The following is a 19635-nucleotide window of genomic DNA, read 5'->3' as shown; positions in this document are numbered from 1 at the left end:
GCATCGCCGACGCGGCGGTGAGCCAGGCCGCGAAGACCGATGCGCGGGTCGGCGAGCTGTCGGTCGCGGCGAACCGCATCGGCGACGTGGTCAAGCTGATCACCGACATCGCCGAGCAGACCAATCTGCTGGCGCTGAACGCCACCATCGAGGCGGCCCGGGCCGGCGAGGCCGGCAAGGGCTTCGCGGTCGTCGCCAACGAGGTGAAGGCGCTGGCCGGCCAGACCGCCAAGGCGACGGGCGAGATCTCGTCGCAGATCTCCGCCATGCAGGCGGCGACGCAGGATTCGGTCGCCGCCATCAAGGAGATCTCCGGCACCATCGGTCAGATCGCCGAGGTCGCCTCGGCAATCGCGGCGGCCGTCGAGGAGCAGGGCGCGGCGACGGCCGAGATCTCGCGCAACATCCAGCAGGCCGCGGCCGGCACCGGCGAGGTCGCCCAGAACATCGTCGCGGTGAGCCGCGGGGCCGAAGAGACCGGCGCGGCCTCCGGCGAGGTCCTCAACGCCGCCGGCCAGCTCGCGATCGAGAGCAATCAGCTCCGCAGCGAGGTGGCCAAGTTCCTCGACACGGTGCGGGCGGCCTGAACCGCTGGCTGCTCGCGCTGCGGGCGGTCGTGTTTCGAGGTGCAGTCGTCAGATGGCCCGCCCTTTGGCGGGCCATCGGCGTCCTGGCGGCGCATCGTCGGCGGCGACGGTCCGGTACACGCGGTCTGCGATTTGTTTACGGTCTTCGGCTAAATCCGAACCTGGAAATGAAGTTCGCCCGCCGCTCGCATCCGCGTCGATCCGCCTGGTCGGAGACGCCGGACCGGCTTTCTGCGATGAACGATACCGCTGCGCCGCGTTGCGAGACGGCGTGGCCCGGGCCGTGGAGGCCATGCCGTGCTTGCGACAATCAGAATGACCATCGGGGCTCGCATCTATGCGGTGATCGGTCTCGGATTCCTCGGGCTGCTGGGAATCGCCCTGTTCGACTCCCGTGAGCTGGCCGCAGGCCTGCAGGATCAGCGGAAGCTGGAGTTGCGCCACCTGGTCGATCTGGCGATCGGGATCGTCAAGGAGGAGCACGCCGAGGCTCAGGCCGGCCGGATCTCGACGGCCGACGCGCAGAAGCGTGCCCAGGCCAGGGTCGGCGTGCTGCGCTACGGCAACGGCGACTACTTCTTCATTCTCGACGACAAGACTCGCCTGGTCATGAACCCGCTGCGGCCCGAGATGGCCGGCAAGGACATGTCCGACTTCAAGGACGCCAACGGCTTCCGGTTCTACAAGGCCTTCGCCGAGGCGGTCGCCCGCGACGGCAACGGTTACGTCCGCTACGACCAGGTGAAGCCCGGTGTCACGGATCCGCAGCCCAAGCTGACCTATGTGGCCGGCTTCAAGCCTTGGGGCTGGGCCGTCGCGACCGGCGTCTACATCGACGATCTCGACGAGCAGGCCTGGGCCGCCACGCGCAAGTCCCTGATGATCGCCGGCCTCGTGATGCTGATCACGCTCGTCGTCTCGGTCCTGATGGCGCGCGGTCTCGTGCGGCCCCTGAAGGCGATGACGTCGGCCATGAAGGAGCTCGCGGCGGGCCGTCTCGATGCGGAGATTCCCGGGGTCGGCCGCAAGGACGAGGTCGGCGCCATGGCCGACGCGGTCGCGGTGTTCAAGACCAACGCGATCGAGCGCCGGCGGCTCGAAGCCGAGCAGCACGAGGCGGAGGCCCGAGCCGCGGCGCAGCGCAAGGCCGACATGGTGCGGCTGGCCGATCAGTTCGAGCAGGCGGTCGGCGGCATCATCGCGACCGTCTCGTCGGCGGCGACCGAGCTGGAGGCGACCGCCACCACGCTCACCCGCACGGCCGATCAGACCCAGCAGAAGTCGGCGACCGTCAGCGCGGCGTCCGAGGAGGCGTCGAGCAATGTCCAGGCCGTCGCCGCGGCGACCAACGAGATGACCTCGTCGATCGGCGAGATCTCGCGCCAGGTGCAGACCTCGAGCCGCATCGCCGACGACGCGGTGAGCCAGGCGGCGAAGACCGACGCCCGCGTCGGCGAGCTGTCGCAAGCGGCGAGCCGCATCGGCGACGTGGTCAAGCTGATCACCGACATCGCCGAACAGACCAATCTCCTGGCGCTGAACGCCACGATCGAAGCCGCCCGCGCCGGCGAGGCCGGCAAGGGATTCGCCGTGGTGGCCCAGGAGGTGAAGGCGCTGGCCGGCCAGACCGCCAAGGCGACCGGCGAGATCTCGGCGCAGATTTCCGCCATGCAGGCGGCGACGCAGGACTCGGTCGCCGCCATCAAGGAGATCTCCGGCACCATCGGGCAGATCGCCGAGGTCGCGTCCGCCATCGCGGCCGCCGTGGAGGAGCAGGGCGCGGCGACGGCCGAGATCTCGCGCAACATCCAACAGGCGGCCTCGGGCACCAGCCGGGTGGCGCAGAACATCGTCGAGGTGAGCCGCGGTGCCGAGGAGACCGGGGCGGCGTCGGGCGAGGTCCTGAACGCCGCCGGCCAGCTCGCGATCGAGAGCAATCAGCTCCGCAGCGAGGTGGCCAAGTTCCTCGACTCGGTGCGAGCCGCGTGAGGACAGCGGGCCGCCCGACCCGGCGCCGGTGCTGACGCCCGCGGCCGCGGCGACATCGATCGAAGTGCGATGATGCCGGCGCCCGGGCTGCAGCCCGGGCGCGCCCGATTCCTTTTGGCTACGAAGTAGGCCGGATCGCGAAAGCGGGCCATTTTTACAAATTCATTAATCCGACTAGCGCTACCAAGGGATGTAATCCGGGGGGCGTGATCATGCGGCATCTTCGGCTGAAGCTGGCGACGCGGATCTATTCGGGCTTCGGTGTGGCGCTCTTGTTCGCCGTCGGCATCGCCGCCTTCGGCGCCGTCGGGCTCCTGTCGATCGAGTCCCGCGTCGAGACCATGAGCATGCTCGCCGACGGCAATGCGCGAGCCTTGCAGATCACCAACGATCTCGAGGTGATGCGTCGCGCGGCGCTGCGCTTCAAGCTCGACGGGGCCGAGGAGGCGGTGCGCGAAGGCGCCGAGGCGTCGAGCCGCATCCGCGGCATGATCCAGTCCGTGGCGGCGGCCTCCGGCTCACGCGCCCGGCGCGAGATCTACGAGAACGCGGCGCTGGCGCTGGACGAGTTCCAGAAGCAGCGGGAGGCGCTGATCGGGCTCGGGCGCAGCCTCGGGGAGGAGCGGGCCAAGCTCGATGCCGGCGGCGTCGATCTGATGAAGGCGCTCGCGCGGACGAGCGCCGCGGCCGGCGCCAATCCGGACGCCGCCCTCGCGCTCGCCGAGCTGGAGAAGAGCATCCAGACCGTGCGTCTGGAGATCTGGCAGTTCATCGCGACCCGTGACGCCAGGGCGGGCCAGCGCTTCCGGACGGCGATCCAGAACGCCTACGAGGCGCTCGCCATCATGGAGCAGACCGACCTCCCCGCCGACGTGTTGGCGGTGCTCGGCCCGGTCAACGCGACGCTGGCCGTGTTCGCAGCGAGCTTCGAGCACCTCGCCTCGACCTTCACCAAGAGCGACGAGCTGTTCAACGACGTCCTGGTCCCCGGCGTCGACGCGATCCAGCAGGCGCTGCGCGATGCGCAGCATTCGCTCGAGCGCGAGTTCCAGGCCGCCCGCGAGGCGTCCGACGCGACCGTGTCGACCACCGTCACGGTGCAACAGGTCCTGGTGGCGGCGGCGATTCTGATCGGCGGTCTGCTCGCCTTCCTGATCGGACGCGGGATCGCGCGGCCGATCCGCCGCGTCACCTCGGTGCTGATCGAGCTCGCGCAGGGCCGCACCGACGTCGACGTGCCCTACACGGAGCGGCACGACGAGGTCGGCGACAATGCCCGCGCGGCGCAGACCTTCAAGGACAACCTGCTGCGGATCGGCCGCATGGAGACCGCGCAGCGCGCCGCGGCCGAGAGCGCGGCGCGCGAGCAGCGCGTCGCCGTCCATCGGATCGCCGACCAGTTCGAGGCGGCGGTCGGCGGCATCATCGCGACCGTCTCGTCGGCGGCGACCGAGCTGGAGGCGACCGCCACGACGCTCACCCGCACGGCCGACCAGACGCAGCACATGTCGACGACCGTGAGCGCGGCTTCGGAAGAGGCCTCCACCAATGTCCAGGCCGTGGCCGCGGCGACCGACGAGATGACCTCGTCGATCGGCGAGATCAGCCGGCAGGTGCAGGTCTCGGGCCGCATCGCCGAAGCGGCGGTGACCCAGGCGGCCAAGACCGACGTCCTGGTCGGTCAGCTCTCGATCGCGGCGCAGCGCATCGGCGACGTGGTGCGGCTGATCACCGACGTGGCCGAGCAAACCAATCTGCTCGCCCTCAACGCCGCCATCGAGGCGGCCCGCGCCGGCGAGGCCGGCAAGGGCTTCGCCGTCGTCGCCTCCGAGGTGAAGGCCCTGGCCGGCCAGACCGCCAAGGCGACGGGCGAGATCTCGGCCCAGATCGCGGCCATGCAGGCGGCGACCCAGGACTCCGTCTCCGCCATCAAGGAGATTTCGGGGACGATCGGCCAGATCGCCGAGGTCGCGTCGGCGGTCGCCGCGGCCGTCGAGCAGCAGGGTGCCGCCACGGCGGAGATCTCGCGCAACATCCAGCAGGCGGCGTCCGGAACGTCGGAGGTCGCCCGCACCATCGTGGCGGTGAGCCGCGGGGCCGCCGAGACCGGCGCGGCCTCGGGCGAGGTCCTCAACGCGGCCGGCCAGCTCGCGATCGAGAGCAATCAGCTCCGCAGCGAGGTCCAGCGGTTCCTGGCCACGGTCCGGGCCGCCTGAGCGGCGCGCCGTCGGCGCGGCGGACCGGGCGGAGCGTCACGCCTCCGCCCGCTCGACGTGAATGGTGGCACCGTCTACCCGGGCGATGCGGATGCGGGTGCCGGCCGGCGCGTCGTCGCCGGAGACCCGCCACACCGTGTCGTCGACCGCGATGGTGCCGGAGCCGCCGACGATCGGCCGCTCGAGCGTGAAGACGCGGCCGACCATCGCCTCCAGGCGCTTGTTGAGGAACGGCTGGTCGGTCGTCTCGCCGGCACGCGCGAGCTTGCGCCACAGCGGAATCGCGGCGAGCGAGATCAGCGCGAAGGCGAGCCACTGCAGCTGCCAACCCCAGTCGATCACGAACGAGACGAGGCCGACGATCAGGGCGGCGATGCCGAGCCACAGGAGAAAGACGCCCGGCACCACGATCTCGGCGATCAGCAGCACGGCGGCGGCCGCGAGCCAGCCCCACGGACCGAGCGACGTGGCGAGCGACGACAGGACGGACATTTGTCACCTCACGGGTGGCGGAGGCGGCGGCACGGCGGGGCCGGTCGGCGCCGGCCGGCCGGCGGCGCGCGGCGCGCCCTGCGCCTTCTCCTCGAACGTGGACTTGGCGATCTCGGCGATGCCGGCGAGCGAGCCGAGCACGCTGGTCGCCTCGATCGGCAGCATCAGCACCTTCTGGTTCGGCGAGCGGGCGAGCTCGGCGAAGGCCTTCAGGTATTTCTCGGCGATGAAGTAGTTCAGCGCCGCGACGTTGCCCTGCTCGACCGCGACGCTCACCATCTCGGTCGCCTTGGCCTCGGCCTGGGCGAGGCGCTCGCGCGCCTCGGCGTCGCGGAACGCCGCCTCGCGCCGGCCTTCAGCCTCGAGAATCTGCGACTGCTTGGCGCCCTCGGCCCGCAGGATTTCGGACTGCCGCTGGCCTTCGGCGGAGAGGATCTCGGCGCGCTTCTCGCGCTCCGCCTTCATCTGCCGGCCCATCGCGTTGACGAGGTCGGCGGGCGGGAAGATGTCCTTGATCTCGATGCGGGTGACCTTGATGCCCCAGGGCGACACGGCGGCGTCGACGACGCGCAGCAGCCGGGTGTTGATCTCGTCGCGGTGGGAGAGAACCTGGTCGAGGTCCATCGAGCCCATCACCGAGCGGATGTTGGTCATGGTCAGCTTGACGATCGCCTGGTCGAGCTGCGCCACCTCGTAGCTCGCCTTGACGGCGTCGAACACCTGGAAGAAGGCGACGCCGTCCACCGTGACGGTGGCGTTGTCCTTGGTGATCACGTCCTGCTGGGGGACGTCGAGCACCTGCTCCATGACGTTGATCCGGCGCCCGATCCGATCGACGAACGGGACGATCAGGTTGAGCCCGGGCGGGAGCAGGCGGGTGTAGCGGCCGAACCGCTCGACCGTCCAGTTGAAGCCCTGCGGCACCGTCTTGACGCCGAGAAAGACGGTGAGGATGGCGAGAAGGACGAGAAGAATGATGAAAATGTCGAGGCCGCCGAGAATCATCCAACGTACTCCCGTTCGAGTGCTCCCGTCGCGAATCCGGCGCGAAGTGTGGCGGGGTCGCCATGATACCGCAAGGAGACCGCGAGGATGCCGCACGTCGGCGGCCGTCCGGCCGCAGCCGCGACGCGGATGCGGCGGCCGACCTTCGACCTTTAGGGGACCGATGTGACGGGCGGGTTCGCGCCGGCGGGCGGCGCGACCGGAAACTTCATCGTCGCCGTGAACGGAGGGTGAAGACGGCGACCGTCAGCCGTCCACCCAGCCCTTCAGCTCGCGCAGCACGACATTGCGGATGACGTCCATGCCGGCGGTGCTGTCGTTCAGGCAGGGAAGGGCGGCGAAGTTCTCGCCGCCGCCGTGGTGGAAGATCTCGGCGTTCTCGCCGGCGATCTCCTCCAGCGTCTCCAGGCAGTCCGAGGTGAAGCCGGGCGTGACGATCGCGAGATTCTTCACGCCGCTCTCGGCCAGCGCCTTGACGGTCATGTCGGTGTAGGGCTGCAGCCACTCGGCGCGGCCGAAGCGCGACTGGAAGGTGAGGCGGAAGCGGTCCTCGTCCATCCCGAGCCGCTCGCGCAGCAGCCGGTGCGTCTTGGCGCAGTGGCAGTAGTAGGGGTCGCCCTTGTCGAAATACTCCTTCGGGATGCCGTGGAAGGAGGCGATCAGGACGTCCGGCACGAAGCTGAGCTTCGCCAGCTCCTCCTCGATCGAGCGGGCCAGCGCGTCGATATAGACCGGGTCGTCGTACCAGGGATGCGCGACCCGCAGCGTCGGCTGCCAGCGCATCCGCATGAGGGCGCGAAACGTCTCGTCGCACACCGTCGCCGTCGTCGCGGCGGCGTATTGCGGATAGAGCGGCACCAGCAGGATGCGGTCGCAGCCCTCGGCCTTGAGGGCGTCGAGGCGCGACTCGATCGAAGGATTGCCGTAGCGCATCGCCCAGTCGACCAGGAGCCGGCCGTCGACCGGCGCCAGGGTCGCGGCGAGCATGTCGCTCTGCGACCGCGTGATGGTCTTGAGCGGCGATTCGTTCTTCTCGGTGTTCCAGATCTTCTCGTAGTCGCGGCCCTTCTGGGCCGGCCGCGTGCGCAGGATGATGCCGTTGAGGACGAGCTTCCAGATCAGCCCGGTCTCCTCGATGACCCGGCGGTCGGAGAGGAACTCCTTGAGGTATTTTTTTACCGAGTCGGCGTCGGTGCCGTCCGGCGTGCCGAGATTGACGATCAGCACACCGATTCGCCCGTTCTTCACCGGCGGGTGGCCGGCCGGCCGGGGCGACGAGGATGGCGCGGCGCCGCCGGACGGGCGGTCGCCGGCACGCGTGTCGCCGCTGCGCGCGGTCCCGTAGGCCGCGTCGGGCGCCAGCGTCGTCGTCGCGTGAGAGGCGGGGGTGCGGATGCTCTCGTTCATCGTCTCGGATCGATCTCCCGATCAGAGCGATAGCAGGACATGTGCCGCACAGAAAGACCCCCCGGCCGGAGCGGCTGCGACGATTCGAGGCGGGGGTAACGGGTTCGTCGATCGCGCTTCGGCGGGCGCGGGCCGACGCTCTCGCGGTGGCGCACTGGAGACCGGTGCCGTGGCCGCCCCCGTCACTCCTCGAGCTGGCGCAGGCGGCGCTTGAGCCGCTCGTTCTCCGCCTTGAGCCGGCGGATGCGGTCGTGCTCGAACGGGTCGGCCGGCGCGGCCGCGGCGGCCGGCGCGGCGACCGGCTCGGTGAGCTCGACCCCGATGGCGTCGGCGCGGCGCCAGCGGGTGCGCGCCCGGAACCGGGTGCGCGTCTTGGTGATGGTGAGGTCGAAGCTGTCCGGCAGGCGGCCGGCCGCGTCGACGAACAGGAGCGCCCCGGTGTCCGACCGGTCGCGGACGATGCACTCGGCGCTCAGCCGCTGATTGGAGAAGACGAGCTGGCCGCCGAGATAGGACGGTGTACGCGGGGTCTTGCGACGGTCCGTCGTCATCGTGGCGGCCTCCTCGGCGCCGGTGCCGGCGCGGAGGATGACTGTGCGGGTGCCCGACCGGGACGGCAAGCCGAGCCTCGCCTCAACCTTAACGGCGGTCGGCGAGCGTCGGGCGTGGCACGGATCGTCAGTCGTCCTGCGCGAGCCGGCGCCGCAGGCTGTCGTTGGCGGCTTCGAGGTCGCGGATGCGCCGGGCGAGCCCGATCGGGATCGGGGCGTCGGCGGCCGGCGCCGTCACCACCTCGACGCCGATGATCTCGAAGCTCCGCCACCGGGCGCGGACCCGCACCTCGGTGCCCTTGCGCGGGATGGCGAGATCGAACTCGTCGGGCACCACGGCGCTGTTGTGCACGGCGAGGCGCGCCCCCCGCGGTGAGGTGTTCCGGATCAGGCAGTCGACGGCTGAAAATCGGTTCGCGAAGCTGATGCGGCCGCGCAGATAGGCCGGCCATCGCTGCTCGCGGCGACGGTCCTGCATCGAAAATCCCCCTGTCACTACCCCTTTGCGTCATCCGCGGCGGCGTGTCGTGGTCCTTTCGTGCACCGCTCGCGTGCAATGTGGCGTCGAGCATACACCGGAGGGTGGTATCGGCAACGCTTTGGTGAACGAAGGGTTAACCGAACCGGGCGAGGGTGCGCCCGTCATTCCAGCCTGCATGGATGATGTGCAGGTCCTGCCACATCTTTGTGACGGCGCCCGTAGGCGAATGTTTACCACCGTGCCGTCAAGTGATGCTTACGGGTTACGTCGGAATGGGAATTGCGCCATGTCGGTTCGGGTTAGTCCAACCCATCGAGAAGTCTTTTTCAGTCCGCACGATCTGATTGTTTCGAAGACCGACCTCAAGGGCCGGATCACGTACGCCAACAAGGTGTTCTGCGACATCTGCGGCTACGGCGTGGCGGAGCTGATGGGCCAGCCCCACAGCATCATCCGCCACCCCGACATGCCCCGGGCCGTGTTCAAGCTCCTGTGGGACACCATCCAGGACGGCCGCGAGGTCTTCGCCTATGTGAAGAACATGGCGAAGAACGGCGACCATTATTGGGTGTTCGCCCATGTCACACCGTCGTTCGACGAGAACCGGCGGATCGTCGGCTATCACTCGAACCGGCGCGTTCCCGAACGCGGTGCCGTCGAGGCCGTCGCGCCCCTCTACGCGGAGGTGCTGCGCGAGGAGGTCCGGCATTCGAACGGCAAGGATGCGCTCGCCGCCGGCTATCGCCGGCTCCTCGACTTCGTCGACGCCCAAGGCATGCCCTACGATGAACTCGTCTTTGCTTTCTGAGGCGACGGCCGGCGTCGTCGCCGCCGCGCTCGGGCTCGTGCTCGCTGGCGCGGGTCTCGTGTTCGCCGCGCCCACCGTGCTCGCCGGCGGCCTCGCCGTCGCGGCGCTGGCACTCGCCGTGGTCGCCTGGCGGCTCGCCGTCCTGGGTTGCGCCTGCCGCGAGGCCGCGGCCGTCGCCGAGCGGGTCGCCCGCGGCGACTTCGAGGCGCGCATCTTGACCATCAGGGATCGCGGCGCGTTCGGCCGGCTGCAGCACGCCTTCAACGACGCGACCGACCGCTGCGACGCCTTCGTGCGCGAATCGACGGCCGCCATGGCGGCGATCCGCGACGACAAGTATCACCGCCGCATCCTGCCGAAGGGGCTGCACGGCAGCGTCAAGCTCGCCGCCGAGACGATCAACGAGGCGATGGAGGTGATCCGCTGCCGGGTCGCCGCCTTCAACGCCGACACGGCGCAGTTCGAGGAGGCGATCGGCCGCGTGGTCGACGCGATGGCGGGCGCGGTCGGCAACATGGAATCGACCGCCGGCGTGCTCGGCCAGGGCGCCACCGAGACGCGCACCCGCGCCGAGGCGGTGGAGCGCTCCTCCCAGGACGCGTCGAGCAACATGGAGACGGTGGCGGCGGCGACCACCGAGCTCGCCGCCTCGGCCGAGGAGATCGGTCGGGACGTCGACCGCTCCGCCGCGATCGCCCGCGAGGCGGTGACCAAGGTCGCGCAGGCGAGCGACACCATCGCCAGCCTGTCGACCGCGACGGCCCGCATCGACGAGGTGGTCGAGCTGATCAACGCCATCGCGGCGCAGACCAACCTCCTGGCCCTCAACGCCACCATCGAGGCGGCCCGCGCCGGCGAGGCCGGCAAGGGGTTCGCGGTCGTCGCCCAGGAGGTGAAGAGCCTCGCCGGCCAGACGGCGCGGGCGACCGAGGACATTTCGAAGAGCATCGTCGAGGTGCAGAGCACGACGCGGGCCGCCGTCGACGCCATCGGCTCGATCGGCGCCACCATCGCCGAGGTGGATCAGATCACGACCCACGTCGCGACGGCGATCGGGGCGCAGTCGCAGGCGACCCAGGACATCGCGCGCAACATCGAGCAGGCCTTCGCCGGCGTGCAGCACATCGTCACGACGATCCGCGGGGTGAGTGACCACGCGGGCGAATCCGAGCGCCACGCCGGCACCACCATGTCGGCGTCAGGCGGGCTCGCCGAGCAGTCGCATCGGCTCGCGGTGTCGGTGCGCGAGTTCCTGCAGTCGCTCAAGCGCGGCCCGCGGGCGGATCGCTCGGCCGCGTGAGCGCCGTGCCGGCCGCACGCCAGCCGGGCGGACGAGCGTAAAGAGCGTAAGAAAGAAGCGTATCGAACACGGCGAAGCGCCGCGGATCGGATCCGCGGCGCTTCTGTTTCCGTCATGCGCGGTGGAACGGCCGTGCCGTATCCGATCCGACGTCAGTGCAGGCCGCCGAACAGCCAGATCAGCGCCAGCACGGGAATCGGAATACCGAGCATCCACAGCAGGAAATAACGACCCATTCGAGCCTCCTCAGCGTTGTGTCTGCTCCGGAAACGCTGCGGTATCGCGCGGGTTCCATTCCACGTTCCCTGGACGACATTCGTCGCGCCGCGCGCCGCGCTCCGATCGCCGGACGGCTCGTGATCACGTGCTCGCGATCCGGCATCGCCACGAACTTTTCCGGTGTCACCGCGTTACCGATCCGACGCGCGGTCTGCGCGCACCCGATCCGGACGATCGGATCGCCACTCGTGACAATCGGAGCACCCCCATGGCCACCGTGAACGGACCCACCAACACCGCCGACGATCTCCGCAAGGACATGCAGAGCCTGAAGGACGACGTCGCGCGCCTCGCCGGCCAGCTCTCCGACGCGCTCGCCGCGTCGAGCGAGGATGCGTTCGGCGGGGTGCGCGACCGCTTCCGCCGCGTCCGCGACAATGTCGGCGGCGCCGTCTACGAAGCCGGCGAGCGCAGCCGCGACGCCGTCACCGAGTTCGCCGACACGGTCGGCTCGACGCTCGAGGACAACGTGAAGGCGCGGCCGTTCTCGACGCTCGCTCTCGCGCTCGGGCTCGGATTCCTGTTCGGCGCCCTCTGGCGGCGCTGATCGGGGTCGGGTCCGTGTTCGAAGGCATCGCCCTCCGCTGGCAGGCGCGGCTCGACACGCTCGTGAAGAGCGGCGTGTGGGCCGCGATCGCCGGCCTCGCGTCGTTCGGCGCGCTCGTGTTCCTCGGCGCCGCGGTGTTCATCCGGGCCCAGGAGGAGTTCGGCGCCATCGCGACGAGCCTCGGCTTCGCCGGCGTCTTTCTCCTGGTCGCGCTGATCGGTGCGAGCGGGCTCGCCGTGGTGCGCCGCCGGGCGGCGCGCCGCGAGGCGATCATCGCCCAGTCGGTGGCGTCCTCCGTCCCGCCGTGGTGGATGGATCCGCGGCTCGTCACCACGGGCCTCGCGCTCGGCCGCTCGCTCGGCGGCCGCCGCATGCTCTCGCTGGGCCTTGTCGGCGCCTTCGTGGTCGGCCTCGTGCTCAGCCGCGGCGTCGATCGGCGCTGATCGGGGCCGGTGCCGTCGCGTCCGGAACATTCGTCACGGCGCCGGATTGACCCGACGATCTCAACGAAGGTGCGTGGAGGCCGCTCATGTTGTCGACCATTCTGATCGTCATCCTGATTCTGATCCTGATCGGCGCGCTGCCGAACTGGGGCTACAGCCGGAGCTGGGGCTACGGCCCGGGCGGCATCGTCGGCGTCGTGCTGGTCATCGTCCTGATCCTGGCGTTGATGGGCCGGATCTGATCAGATCGCTCCCGAGCCACGATCGAACGACGTGACGGCCGGCCTCGCCGGCCGTTTTCTTTCGGGCTCGCTCCGCCGCCGGGCACCGGCCGTCGCGCCCCGTCACCGCTTGCGGATGCGGAAGGTCAGCACGTCGCCGGCGCGATCGCTCGCCTCCAGCGCGTCGCCGCTCTCGGCGACGAGATGCGGAATGTCGATCGCCGCCATCGGGTCCGTGCAGGCGATCTCGACGACGCTGCCCGCCGCCAGGCCGGCGAGGGCCTTCTTGGTCTTCAGCGCCGGGAGCGGGCACTTGAGCCCGCGCAGATCGAGCCTGTCCATGGCGCGGTTGTCGCGACCGGCACCGTCGCCGTCAAGCCGCAGAACCACGCAGGGCCCGTGCGGCGCGGGCCGCTTGGATTCGGCCGCCATTTCCCGCTAAGACGAACCGTCGCGATGCGAGAGCGGGGGATCGACGTGCGGGTGATCGGGATCACCGGGTGGAGCGGGGCCGGCAAGACGACGCTCATCAAGCGCATCATCCCGCGGCTGATCGGCCGCGGCCTGTCGGTGTCGACCGTCAAGCACGCCCATCACGGCTTCGACGTCGACCATCCCGGCAAGGACTCCTATGCCCACCGGGTCGCCGGGGCGACCGAGGTGCTCGTCTCCTCGCCGCTGCGCGTCGCCCTGATGCAGGAGCTGCGTGGCGCGCCCGAGCCGGAGCTGCACGCGCTGCTGACGCGGCTGTCGCCGGTCGATCTGGTGCTGGTCGAGGGCTTCAAGCGCGAGCCGCATCCCAAGCTCGAGGTGCATCGCGGGGTGGTCGGCAAGCCCTATCTGTTCCCGGGCGACGCCGACATCGTCGCGATCGCCTCCGACGGCGAGGTCGCCGACGCGACCGTCGCGGAGGCGGCCATCACGGTGCTTCCGCTCGACGACGTCCAGGCGATCGTCGATGTCCTGGTCGACCGGGCGATCCCGCTCGACGAGGCGATCGCGCGCGGCCGCGCCGCGGCGGCCGCGGCGGGAGCGGCCTGATGGCGAAGCTCGGCGACGACTCCTTCTCGATCGACGCGCCGGTACTGCGTCTCGACGATCTGGAGCCGCTGATCGTCGCGCGCGTCGCTCCGGTCGGCGGGTTCGAGCCGGTGGCGCTGCGGGCCGCACGCGGCCGCGTGCTCGCCCACGACGTCGCCGCGCTGCGCGACCTGCCGCCCTTCGACAACTCGGCCGTCGACGGCTACGCGCTCCGCCACGCCGACCTCGCGGCAGACGGCGAGACCCGGCTCGCGGTGGTCGACCGCGTCACGGCGGGGCGCGTCGCGGCGCGTCCGCTGGCGGCCGGCGAGGCGGTGCGCATTTTCACTGGCGCGCCGATGCCGGCCGGCGCCGACACGGTGCTGATGCAGGAGGACGCCCGGCTCGACGGCGAGACTCTCGTCGTGCCGGCCGGGCTGAAGCCGGGCGACAACCGTCGCCGTGCCGGCGAGGACATCGCGGTCGGCGGGCCGATGCTGCCGGCCGGACGGCGGCTCGCCGCCGCCGACATCGCGCTCGCCGCCGCACAGGGCCTCACGGCGCTGCCGGTGCGCCGGCGCGTCTCGGTCGCGCTGTTCTCGACCGGCGACGAGATCGTCGAGCCCGGCACGGCGCTGCCGCCGAGCGGCATCTACGACGCGAATCGCTATCTGCTGCTCGCGCTCATCGAGGCGCTCGGGGCGACCGTGACGGATCTCGGCATTCTGGGCGACGATGCCGACGCGCTCGGCGACGCGCTGCGCCGCGCCGCCGCCGGCCACGACCTCGTGATCACGTCGGGCGGCGTGTCGACCGGCGAGGCCGATCACGTCCGCACCGCGGTGGAGCGGGTCGGGCGGCTGGACTTCTGGCGCGTCGCCATCAAGCCGGGCAAGCCGGTGGCGATGGGCGTGTTGGCGGGGGAGGACGACGCGCGCGCCGCCTTCGTGGGACTGCCGGGCAATCCGGCGGCGGCCTTCGTCACCTTCGTGCGTGTGGTGCGGCCGCTGCTGCTGCGGCTCGCCGGTGCGACACCGCGCCAGCCCATGGTGCTGCCGGTGCGGGCCGGCTTCGCGCATCGCAAGCGGCCGGGCCGGCGCGAATATCTGCGCGGCTCGCTGCGCCCCGGCGCCGACGGCGCGCCGGAGGCCGTCGTCTATCGCCTGGAGGGCGCCGGCGCCATCACGTCGCTGACCGAGACGGATGGCCTGATCGAGATCGGCGACGACGTGACGGAGGTGAAGCCCGGCGACACGGTCGGCTTCGTCTCCTATGCGGAGATCACGGGGTAGAGTCGTCTCCGATGCGGCGCGACGCGCCGAGCCCGGGACCCGCAATATAACCAGCGGCCCTGAACCTCGAACCGTCATCCTGAGGTGCCCGGCGAAGCCGGGCCTCGAAGGATGCGCCCCCCACCGTGGCCGTCGCCCTTCGAGGCTCGGGCTTCGCCCGAGCACCTCAGGGTGACGGGGAAAGCCAGAGTCGGAGGCCGCTGGTATCACCCCTGTATTTCGTCACCACGAAGCGCCAGGCGTATGGATTCCGGACAGCCGCTGCGCGGCTTCCGGAATGACCGCAGCCCTCAATGATGCCGGTGATGCTCCGGTGGGGCGACGATGCGCAGGAGCGGCGCGGGCTTCTTGAGGGCGTGCGGATCCTGGCCCGGCGCGGCGACCTCGGTCCAGGCGGCCGTGCCGGTCTCGCACTCCTGCACGACCGGGACGGCGAGCGTGGTGCCGGGCGCGACGGCCGATGCGACGAAGCCCGAGAAGACGAACTCGTCGTAATGCTCGTCGGCGAGCCGGCCGGTCCACACGATCTCGCGCACGCCTTCCTTCACGGTGAGGCCGTGCATGAAGTCGTACGCCTTCTGATAAGGACCCTTGGCCACCGCCAGCGTCCAGCCCGGCTTCGGCATCGGCTTCACGGCGATCAGCCCCTCCGGGATCGTCACCCGAACTTTCAGGGTGGCGGAGCGGTCGCAGCCGTGCGGCACGCGCAGCACTGCCTTGTAGCCGGCCCCCGCGCTCGCCTCGCTTCGTTCGAGCGTGACATGGGCCGCGGCCGGCGCGCTCGTGATCAGGCTCGCCGCCACCAGGGCGGCCCAGGCCGGCCACGCGGTCGTCTGCATCGAGGTCTTCTTCATCACGAATCTCCTCACATGCGCCAGCGCAGGCCGGCATAGACGGCGCGGCCGGTGCCGGGGTTGAACAGGGCCGATGCCGTGGTGGCGCGGTCGATGATGCTGGCCGACGAGATATAGCTGACGTCGCCGAGATTGCGGCCTTCGACATAGGCCGAGATCGTCCCGTCATCGTAGGCCGCCTTCAGGCCCCACAGCAGATAGGCGTCGGTCGAAAGCGTGTTGGCGCTGTCGACGAAATAGGCCTGCGGCACCCATTCGAGCGTCGGCCCGAACGCGTATCCGCCCGGATGCTTGTAGAGGAGCTCGGCCTTGACGATGTGGGGCGGCGCACCCGGCAGCCGGTTGTCGCCGAACCTCGCGTCGCCGTCGAAGCGGAAGTCGTTGTACGTGTAGGCGAGCTGCAGCCACAGCCGGTCCGGCTCGCCGGCCTGCACGAAGAGGTTCTTCAGCAGCGACACGCCGAGCCCGAGCTCGACGCCCTGGTGCACGGTGCGGTCGGCATTGGTGACGTTGCAGCTCCCGAAGCTCGAATAGAGGCACATCAGCTCGTTGCTGATCTCGGCCCGGTAGAGCGCGACGTCCCAGGTCACGTCCGGCCGCCGTCCGCGAGTGCCGATCTCAAACGTCGTCGCGCGCTGCGGCTGGATCGCCCAGAACGGGATGTTGGGCAGCGTCGGGTTCATCGCGTTGGGCGCGACGCTCTCGCCGAAGCTCGGCACCTCGGCGCTGCGCGACACGTTGCCAAACACCTGCCAGTCGGGCGCGACGTCCCACAGCACGCCGACCTTCGGGCTCCACACGCTGAACGTCGCGCGGCCGTTCAGATCGCCGTTGGTCGAGAAGCGCACCTCCTGCTCGCGCACGGCGTAGAGATACTGCGCCCCGGCGACCAGCGAGACGGTCGGCACCACGTAGAAGGCGTTCTCGGCGTAGGCCGTGTAGTTCTCCGGCCGCTGGATGCGCGACGAGGTGAGCGCGCCCTTCTGCCCACCCGTGTTGACGTACTGATCGGCCGTGATCGTGCCGTTGAGCACGTTGGCGCCGAGCGTGAAGCGGTTGCGATGGCCGAGCAGCAGGCGCTCGTCGACGACGCGGGCGAAGCCGCCGTAGTCCTCGTAGCGATAGTCGAGCCACTGATAGATCGGGTGCATCAGATGGCGGTCGACGTCGAAGGCGCCGAGCTCGAGCACGGTGCTGTCGAGTTTCACCGTGGTCCGGCTGGCGAGGCGCAGCGTGTCGATGTTGCGCTGCCAGTCGTTCGTCAGGTTGTTCACGGCCGCGGTGCGCGGCGACGACAGCGCCTGCGCCTTGGTCACCTCGCCCGGGATGCGCTGGCGCACCGAATTGGCGTTGACGTAGAGGCGGGTCTCGACGTCGGGCGAGAACCGATAGCCGACATTGCCGCTCGCCCGCTCGGCATGGCCCCACGAGTGCTCGCGATAACCGTCCTGCATCGACGAGGAGACGGTGGCGAAGGCGTCCCACGGTCCGGCGGCGCCGCCAACCGCGGCCTGGCCGCGCACGAAGCCGAAGCCGCCGGCATCGACCCGGGTGTCGAGCGCCTTGGCGTCGCGCCCGGTCGGCACCACGAAGTTCACCGCGCCGCCGAGTGCGTTGGCGCCGAAGCGCAGGCCGTTCGCGCCCTTGAACATCTCGACGTAGCGGTAGGCGGTCGGGTCGATCTCCTGAAAATCGCCGTAGCCGTCCGAGGTGTTGATCGGGATGCCGTCCATGTAGAGCTGGACGCCGCGCAGATGGAAGTTGCGCGACAGGCCCGAGCCGCGGATCGACAGGCGCGAGTCGTCGCCCCATTTCGGCTCGATCCACACGCCCGGCACGTAGTCGAGGATGTCCTTGGCGGTGCGGGCCGGGCCGGTCTTGAAGGCGGTGTCCGGGACGACCTCGACGGCGCCCGGCACGCGCGACAGCGCCGCCTCGGCCTGGGCCGTGGTCGGCACCGTGAGGCTGGTCGTGCCGGGGGCGGTCGTGCCGGCGGGGCCGGCGGCCGGTGCCGGGCCAACGGGTCCGGAGCTGCCTTCGACCACGAGCGGCGGCAGGGCGGTGGATTGGGCGAGCGTGGAGGCGGGGGAGCAGGCGGCAGCGGCCGCCGACGCCGCGCAGAGCGCGCGGATCAGGCGTGACATCGGGGGATCTTTCGTCGGGAGATGCGATGACCGTGTGGGAGGGGGGCGGTCAGGCGGCCCGAGGAGGGCCTCGCGAGGAGCGCGGATCGCGCCCGGGCCTGCGGGATCGCCAGGGCCGCGATCGCCGGCAGCGGCGGCGCGAGGCTCGCGAAGGCGCAGACGGCGCAAGGAGGATGGGTGTGCGGCGCCCCAGCCGGGGCGCTCGTGCCGGCTCCGTCGACGCCGGTCGTGTCGGCTGCGCCGGCCGTGCCGAAGCAGAGCGCGGCGGCGCCGTCGCCCGCCGCGGCCATCTCGGTCGCGACCATGCCGGCGAGCAGCATCTGCAGCGCGAGCGCATAGGCGGCCAGAAGGCCGACCGCGCGCTTCAGGGCAGGGTGCCGCAGACGACGGACCACGGGTGCTCTCCTCGGCGCCGGACCGTGACAGCCCGACTCCGCCCCGACAATCGGGCTAGCCGTTTACGAACTATAAAGACATGGAATGATGCATAACGGCAACAGGCGCGCTCCGCGATGCCTGCCGGCAATGCGGGCCGGCGGTTACGCGACGCGGCCGCCGGTCGCCGTTCAGGCGTTGGGATGCGCAGCGGCGAGCCGCTCGGCCTCGTTCAGGTCGGCGGACGTGTTGACGTTGAGGAACGGGTCGACCGGCGCCGCCGGCCAGTCCGCCGTCGCGGCGCCGTGGCGATCGAGGATCGCGCCGACCTTGTGCAGGCCTTCGTCGACGAGCGCGTGCCGCAGCGCCTCGCGCAGCGCCACGGGCCACAGCGCGACCACCGGGTGACGCCGCCCGCCGGAGGCGGCACAGGCGATCGGCGTGCCGGCGGCCCGTGCGGCGGCGTGCAGGCGCACGACCAGATCGGCCGGGAGGAACGGGGCGTCGGCCGGGGCCGTCACCACATGGGCGATGTCGGCCCGGTGCGCCGCCGCCCAGTCGAGGCCGGCCAGGACGCCGGCGAGCGGGCCGGCGAAGCCCGGCACCGTGTCGGCGACCACGGTCAGGCCGAGCCCAGCGAAGCGGGCCGGATCGCCATTGGCGTTGAGGATCACGGCGGCGCAGGGCGTCAGCCGGGCGATCACGCGGGCCAGGATCGGCCGTCCGCCGACCGCCAAGAATCCCTTGTCGCCGCCGCCGAGCCGCTGCGCGCGGCCGCCGGCCAGCACCAGCCCGAGGGTCGGCGGGATCGGGTCGGCGAGGCCGGGCGCCCGGGCCGTGTCCGGAGCCGGCGCGGGACCGGCGGAGCCGGGTTCGGCCGCCGGCGCGGCGGAGGGCGAGGTCGCGATCGGCATCGCTGTCAGGGGTTCGGGGCTGGCCGGCGGGACACCGATCTGCGGTGCCGCAATTCCCCGGCGGTGTCCACCGTCGCGTCGGGGCGCACCCGCCGTAAGGCCGGACCCTTCGCATGGGTGGAGGGCGCGCTGCCAGCGAAGCACCGACCGAGGGCCGTCCGGCCGCGCCCCGCCCGGCCCCGTTCCGGTCGCGCGCCGACAGCGCGATCGAGCCGGACGGAGCCTCGCCGGAGGGCGTCGGAGCGGGCCTGCCGGGCTGCGGCGCCCGCCGGCGCCGGCCGGGCGGCTCGAAGCGGCAGGGGCGACGTGCCGGGACGGGGGCTCGACAGAGCCGTGCCTGGGGAGGCGAGGGGGGACACCGTGGCCTGACGCGGGCTGCATCGCAGCCGCCCCGGGCCATGCCGTCGCGCCACCCGCATGGCCGAACCCCTCGCCCGGACAGGGCCTTGCATTCTCCCGCCCGCCTCCGTATCAGGAGCGCTCCGGAGGGGTGGCCGAGTGGTTGAAGGCGCACGCCTGGAACGCGTGTATACGGGAAACCGTATCGTGGGTTCGAATCCCACTCCCTCCGCCAGCCCAAGCGCGCCAGAGCGCGACATCCTTCGCCAGAATACGAAATAAACACACACGTTTCAGCGGCTTAGCGCCCTGGCTTGGCTCCCGGCCGTTCGCGCTCGGCCGCCATCGTTTTGCGCCGATTTGTGGGTGAG

Annotated in this window: 20 protein-coding genes and 1 tRNA gene; 11 read left to right on the top strand and 10 right to left on the bottom strand. The window is 70.9% G+C overall.

All coding sequences use genetic code 11. The annotated features are described in order from the left end of the window. The 3 genes from CCR97_RS02520 to CCR97_RS02510 all read left to right on the top strand — a co-directional run. A partial coding sequence (locus CCR97_RS02520; RefSeq protein ID WP_244670230.1) for a methyl-accepting chemotaxis protein occupies positions 1–587 on the top strand: 587 nt, incomplete at its 5' end. 315 nt (positions 588–902) lie between these two features. Next, positions 903–2576 carry a methyl-accepting chemotaxis protein gene (locus CCR97_RS02515; protein ID WP_201159276.1) on the top strand — a complete coding sequence of 558 codons (1674 nt, stop codon included), beginning with the start codon at positions 903–905 and terminating at the stop codon, positions 2574–2576. Positions 2577–2788: 212 nt separating this feature from the next. After that, positions 2789–4792 carry a methyl-accepting chemotaxis protein gene (locus CCR97_RS02510; protein WP_201159275.1) on the top strand — a complete coding sequence of 668 codons (2004 nt, stop codon included), beginning with the start codon at positions 2789–2791 and terminating at the stop codon, positions 4790–4792. Positions 4793–4828: 36 nt separating this feature from the next. Here the strand turns inward: CCR97_RS02510 and CCR97_RS02505 are convergent, their stop codons facing one another. The 5 genes from CCR97_RS02505 to CCR97_RS02485 all read right to left on the bottom strand — a co-directional run bounded on the left by CCR97_RS02505 (position 4829) and on the right by CCR97_RS02485 (position 8725). Beyond that, positions 4829–5275 (bottom strand): NfeD family protein, encoded by a 447-nt coding sequence (locus CCR97_RS02505; protein ID WP_111358038.1) that lies wholly within the window; start codon positions 5273–5275, stop codon positions 4829–4831. Positions 5276–5287: 12 nt separating this feature from the next. Beyond that, positions 5288–6289, bottom strand: a complete 1002-nt coding sequence (locus tag CCR97_RS02500; protein ID WP_111358034.1) for an SPFH domain-containing protein — start codon at positions 6287–6289, stop codon at positions 5288–5290. A 246-nt stretch (positions 6290–6535) separates the two neighbouring features. Then, positions 6536–7696 carry a ferrochelatase gene (gene hemH / locus CCR97_RS02495; protein WP_111358033.1) on the bottom strand — a complete coding sequence of 387 codons (1161 nt, stop codon included), beginning with the start codon at positions 7694–7696 and terminating at the stop codon, positions 6536–6538. Positions 7697–7878: 182 nt separating this feature from the next. Further along, on the bottom strand, positions 7879–8247 hold the full coding sequence (locus CCR97_RS02490; RefSeq protein ID WP_146618785.1) for a PilZ domain-containing protein: 369 nt from the start codon (positions 8245–8247) through the stop codon (positions 7879–7881). Between the two features lie 127 nt (positions 8248–8374). Further along, the gene (locus CCR97_RS02485) at positions 8375–8725 is read right to left on the bottom strand and encodes a PilZ domain-containing protein (RefSeq protein WP_111358031.1); all 351 of its coding nucleotides are present in this window, start codon (positions 8723–8725) and stop codon (positions 8375–8377) included. A gap of 289 nt (positions 8726–9014) precedes the next feature. On the opposite strand from CCR97_RS02485, the gene CCR97_RS02480 reads away from it, so the two are divergent. The 5 genes from CCR97_RS02480 to CCR97_RS02460 all read left to right on the top strand — a co-directional run bounded on the left by CCR97_RS02480 (position 9015) and on the right by CCR97_RS02460 (position 12347). After that, entirely contained in the window at positions 9015–9536 is a 522-nt protein-coding gene (locus CCR97_RS02480) for a PAS domain-containing protein (RefSeq protein ID WP_111358030.1), read from the top strand. Further along, positions 9514–10836, top strand: a complete 1323-nt coding sequence (locus CCR97_RS02475) for a methyl-accepting chemotaxis protein (RefSeq protein ID WP_111358029.1) — start codon at positions 9514–9516, stop codon at positions 10834–10836. Before CCR97_RS02480 ends, CCR97_RS02475 begins: the two co-directional genes overlap by 23 nt. 487 nt (positions 10837–11323) lie before the next feature. Beyond that, a complete protein-coding gene (locus tag CCR97_RS02470; protein ID WP_111358028.1) occupies positions 11324–11662 on the top strand; it encodes a DUF883 family protein in 339 nt (112 codons plus the stop codon). A gap of 14 nt (positions 11663–11676) precedes the next feature. Further along, positions 11677–12105, top strand: a complete 429-nt coding sequence (locus CCR97_RS02465) for a hypothetical protein (RefSeq protein ID WP_111358027.1) — start codon at positions 11677–11679, stop codon at positions 12103–12105. A gap of 86 nt (positions 12106–12191) precedes the next feature. After that, on the top strand, positions 12192–12347 hold the full coding sequence (locus CCR97_RS02460; protein ID WP_111358026.1) for a DUF3309 family protein: 156 nt from the start codon (positions 12192–12194) through the stop codon (positions 12345–12347). Between the two features lie 102 nt (positions 12348–12449). On the opposite strand, the gene CCR97_RS02455 is transcribed toward CCR97_RS02460, so the two are convergent. Continuing rightward, on the bottom strand, positions 12450–12716 hold the full coding sequence (locus CCR97_RS02455; RefSeq protein ID WP_420826053.1) for a sulfurtransferase TusA family protein: 267 nt from the start codon (positions 12714–12716) through the stop codon (positions 12450–12452). An 87-nt stretch (positions 12717–12803) separates the two neighbouring features. On the opposite strand from CCR97_RS02455, the gene mobB reads away from it, so the two are divergent. Together mobB and CCR97_RS02445 are read left to right on the top strand one after the other, a co-directional pair. Next, the gene (gene mobB, locus CCR97_RS02450; RefSeq protein WP_111358036.1) at positions 12804–13367 is read left to right on the top strand and encodes a molybdopterin-guanine dinucleotide biosynthesis protein B; all 564 of its coding nucleotides are present in this window, start codon (positions 12804–12806) and stop codon (positions 13365–13367) included. Continuing rightward, positions 13367–14638, top strand: coding sequence for a molybdopterin molybdotransferase MoeA (locus CCR97_RS02445; RefSeq protein WP_201159274.1), 1272 nt, complete (start codon positions 13367–13369; stop codon positions 14636–14638). Before mobB ends, CCR97_RS02445 begins: the two co-directional genes overlap by 1 nt. A gap of 290 nt (positions 14639–14928) precedes the next feature. On the opposite strand, the gene CCR97_RS02440 is transcribed toward CCR97_RS02445, so the two are convergent. The 4 genes from CCR97_RS02440 to mobA form a co-directional block, all read right to left on the bottom strand. Beyond that, positions 14929–15492: a YcnI family copper-binding membrane protein gene (locus CCR97_RS02440; protein WP_244670229.1), complete on the bottom strand. Its 564-nt coding sequence runs from the start codon at positions 15490–15492 to the stop codon at positions 14929–14931. An 11-nt stretch (positions 15493–15503) separates the two neighbouring features. After that, positions 15504–17636: a TonB-dependent receptor family protein gene (locus CCR97_RS02435; protein ID WP_201159273.1), complete on the bottom strand. Its 2133-nt coding sequence runs from the start codon at positions 17634–17636 to the stop codon at positions 15504–15506. Further along, positions 17624–18031 (bottom strand): hypothetical protein, encoded by a 408-nt coding sequence (locus CCR97_RS02430; RefSeq protein ID WP_201159272.1) that lies wholly within the window; start codon positions 18029–18031, stop codon positions 17624–17626. Before CCR97_RS02430 ends, CCR97_RS02435 begins: the two co-directional genes overlap by 13 nt. Positions 18032–18202: 171 nt before the next feature. Continuing rightward, positions 18203–18925 (bottom strand): molybdenum cofactor guanylyltransferase MobA, encoded by a 723-nt coding sequence (gene mobA / locus CCR97_RS02425; RefSeq protein WP_111360669.1) that lies wholly within the window; start codon positions 18923–18925, stop codon positions 18203–18205. Between the two features lie 484 nt (positions 18926–19409). Between mobA and CCR97_RS02420 the strand changes: the two genes are divergently transcribed. After that, positions 19410–19499 (top strand) — tRNA-Ser (locus CCR97_RS02420). Positions 19500–19635 lie beyond the last annotated feature (136 nt).

Origin of the sequence: Rhodoplanes elegans (genome assembly GCF_016653355.1) — a bacterium.
GTDB classification, from domain to species: Bacteria; Pseudomonadota; Alphaproteobacteria; order Rhizobiales; family Xanthobacteraceae; genus Rhodoplanes; species Rhodoplanes elegans.
This window is presented reverse-complemented; position numbering and strand designations above follow the sequence as displayed.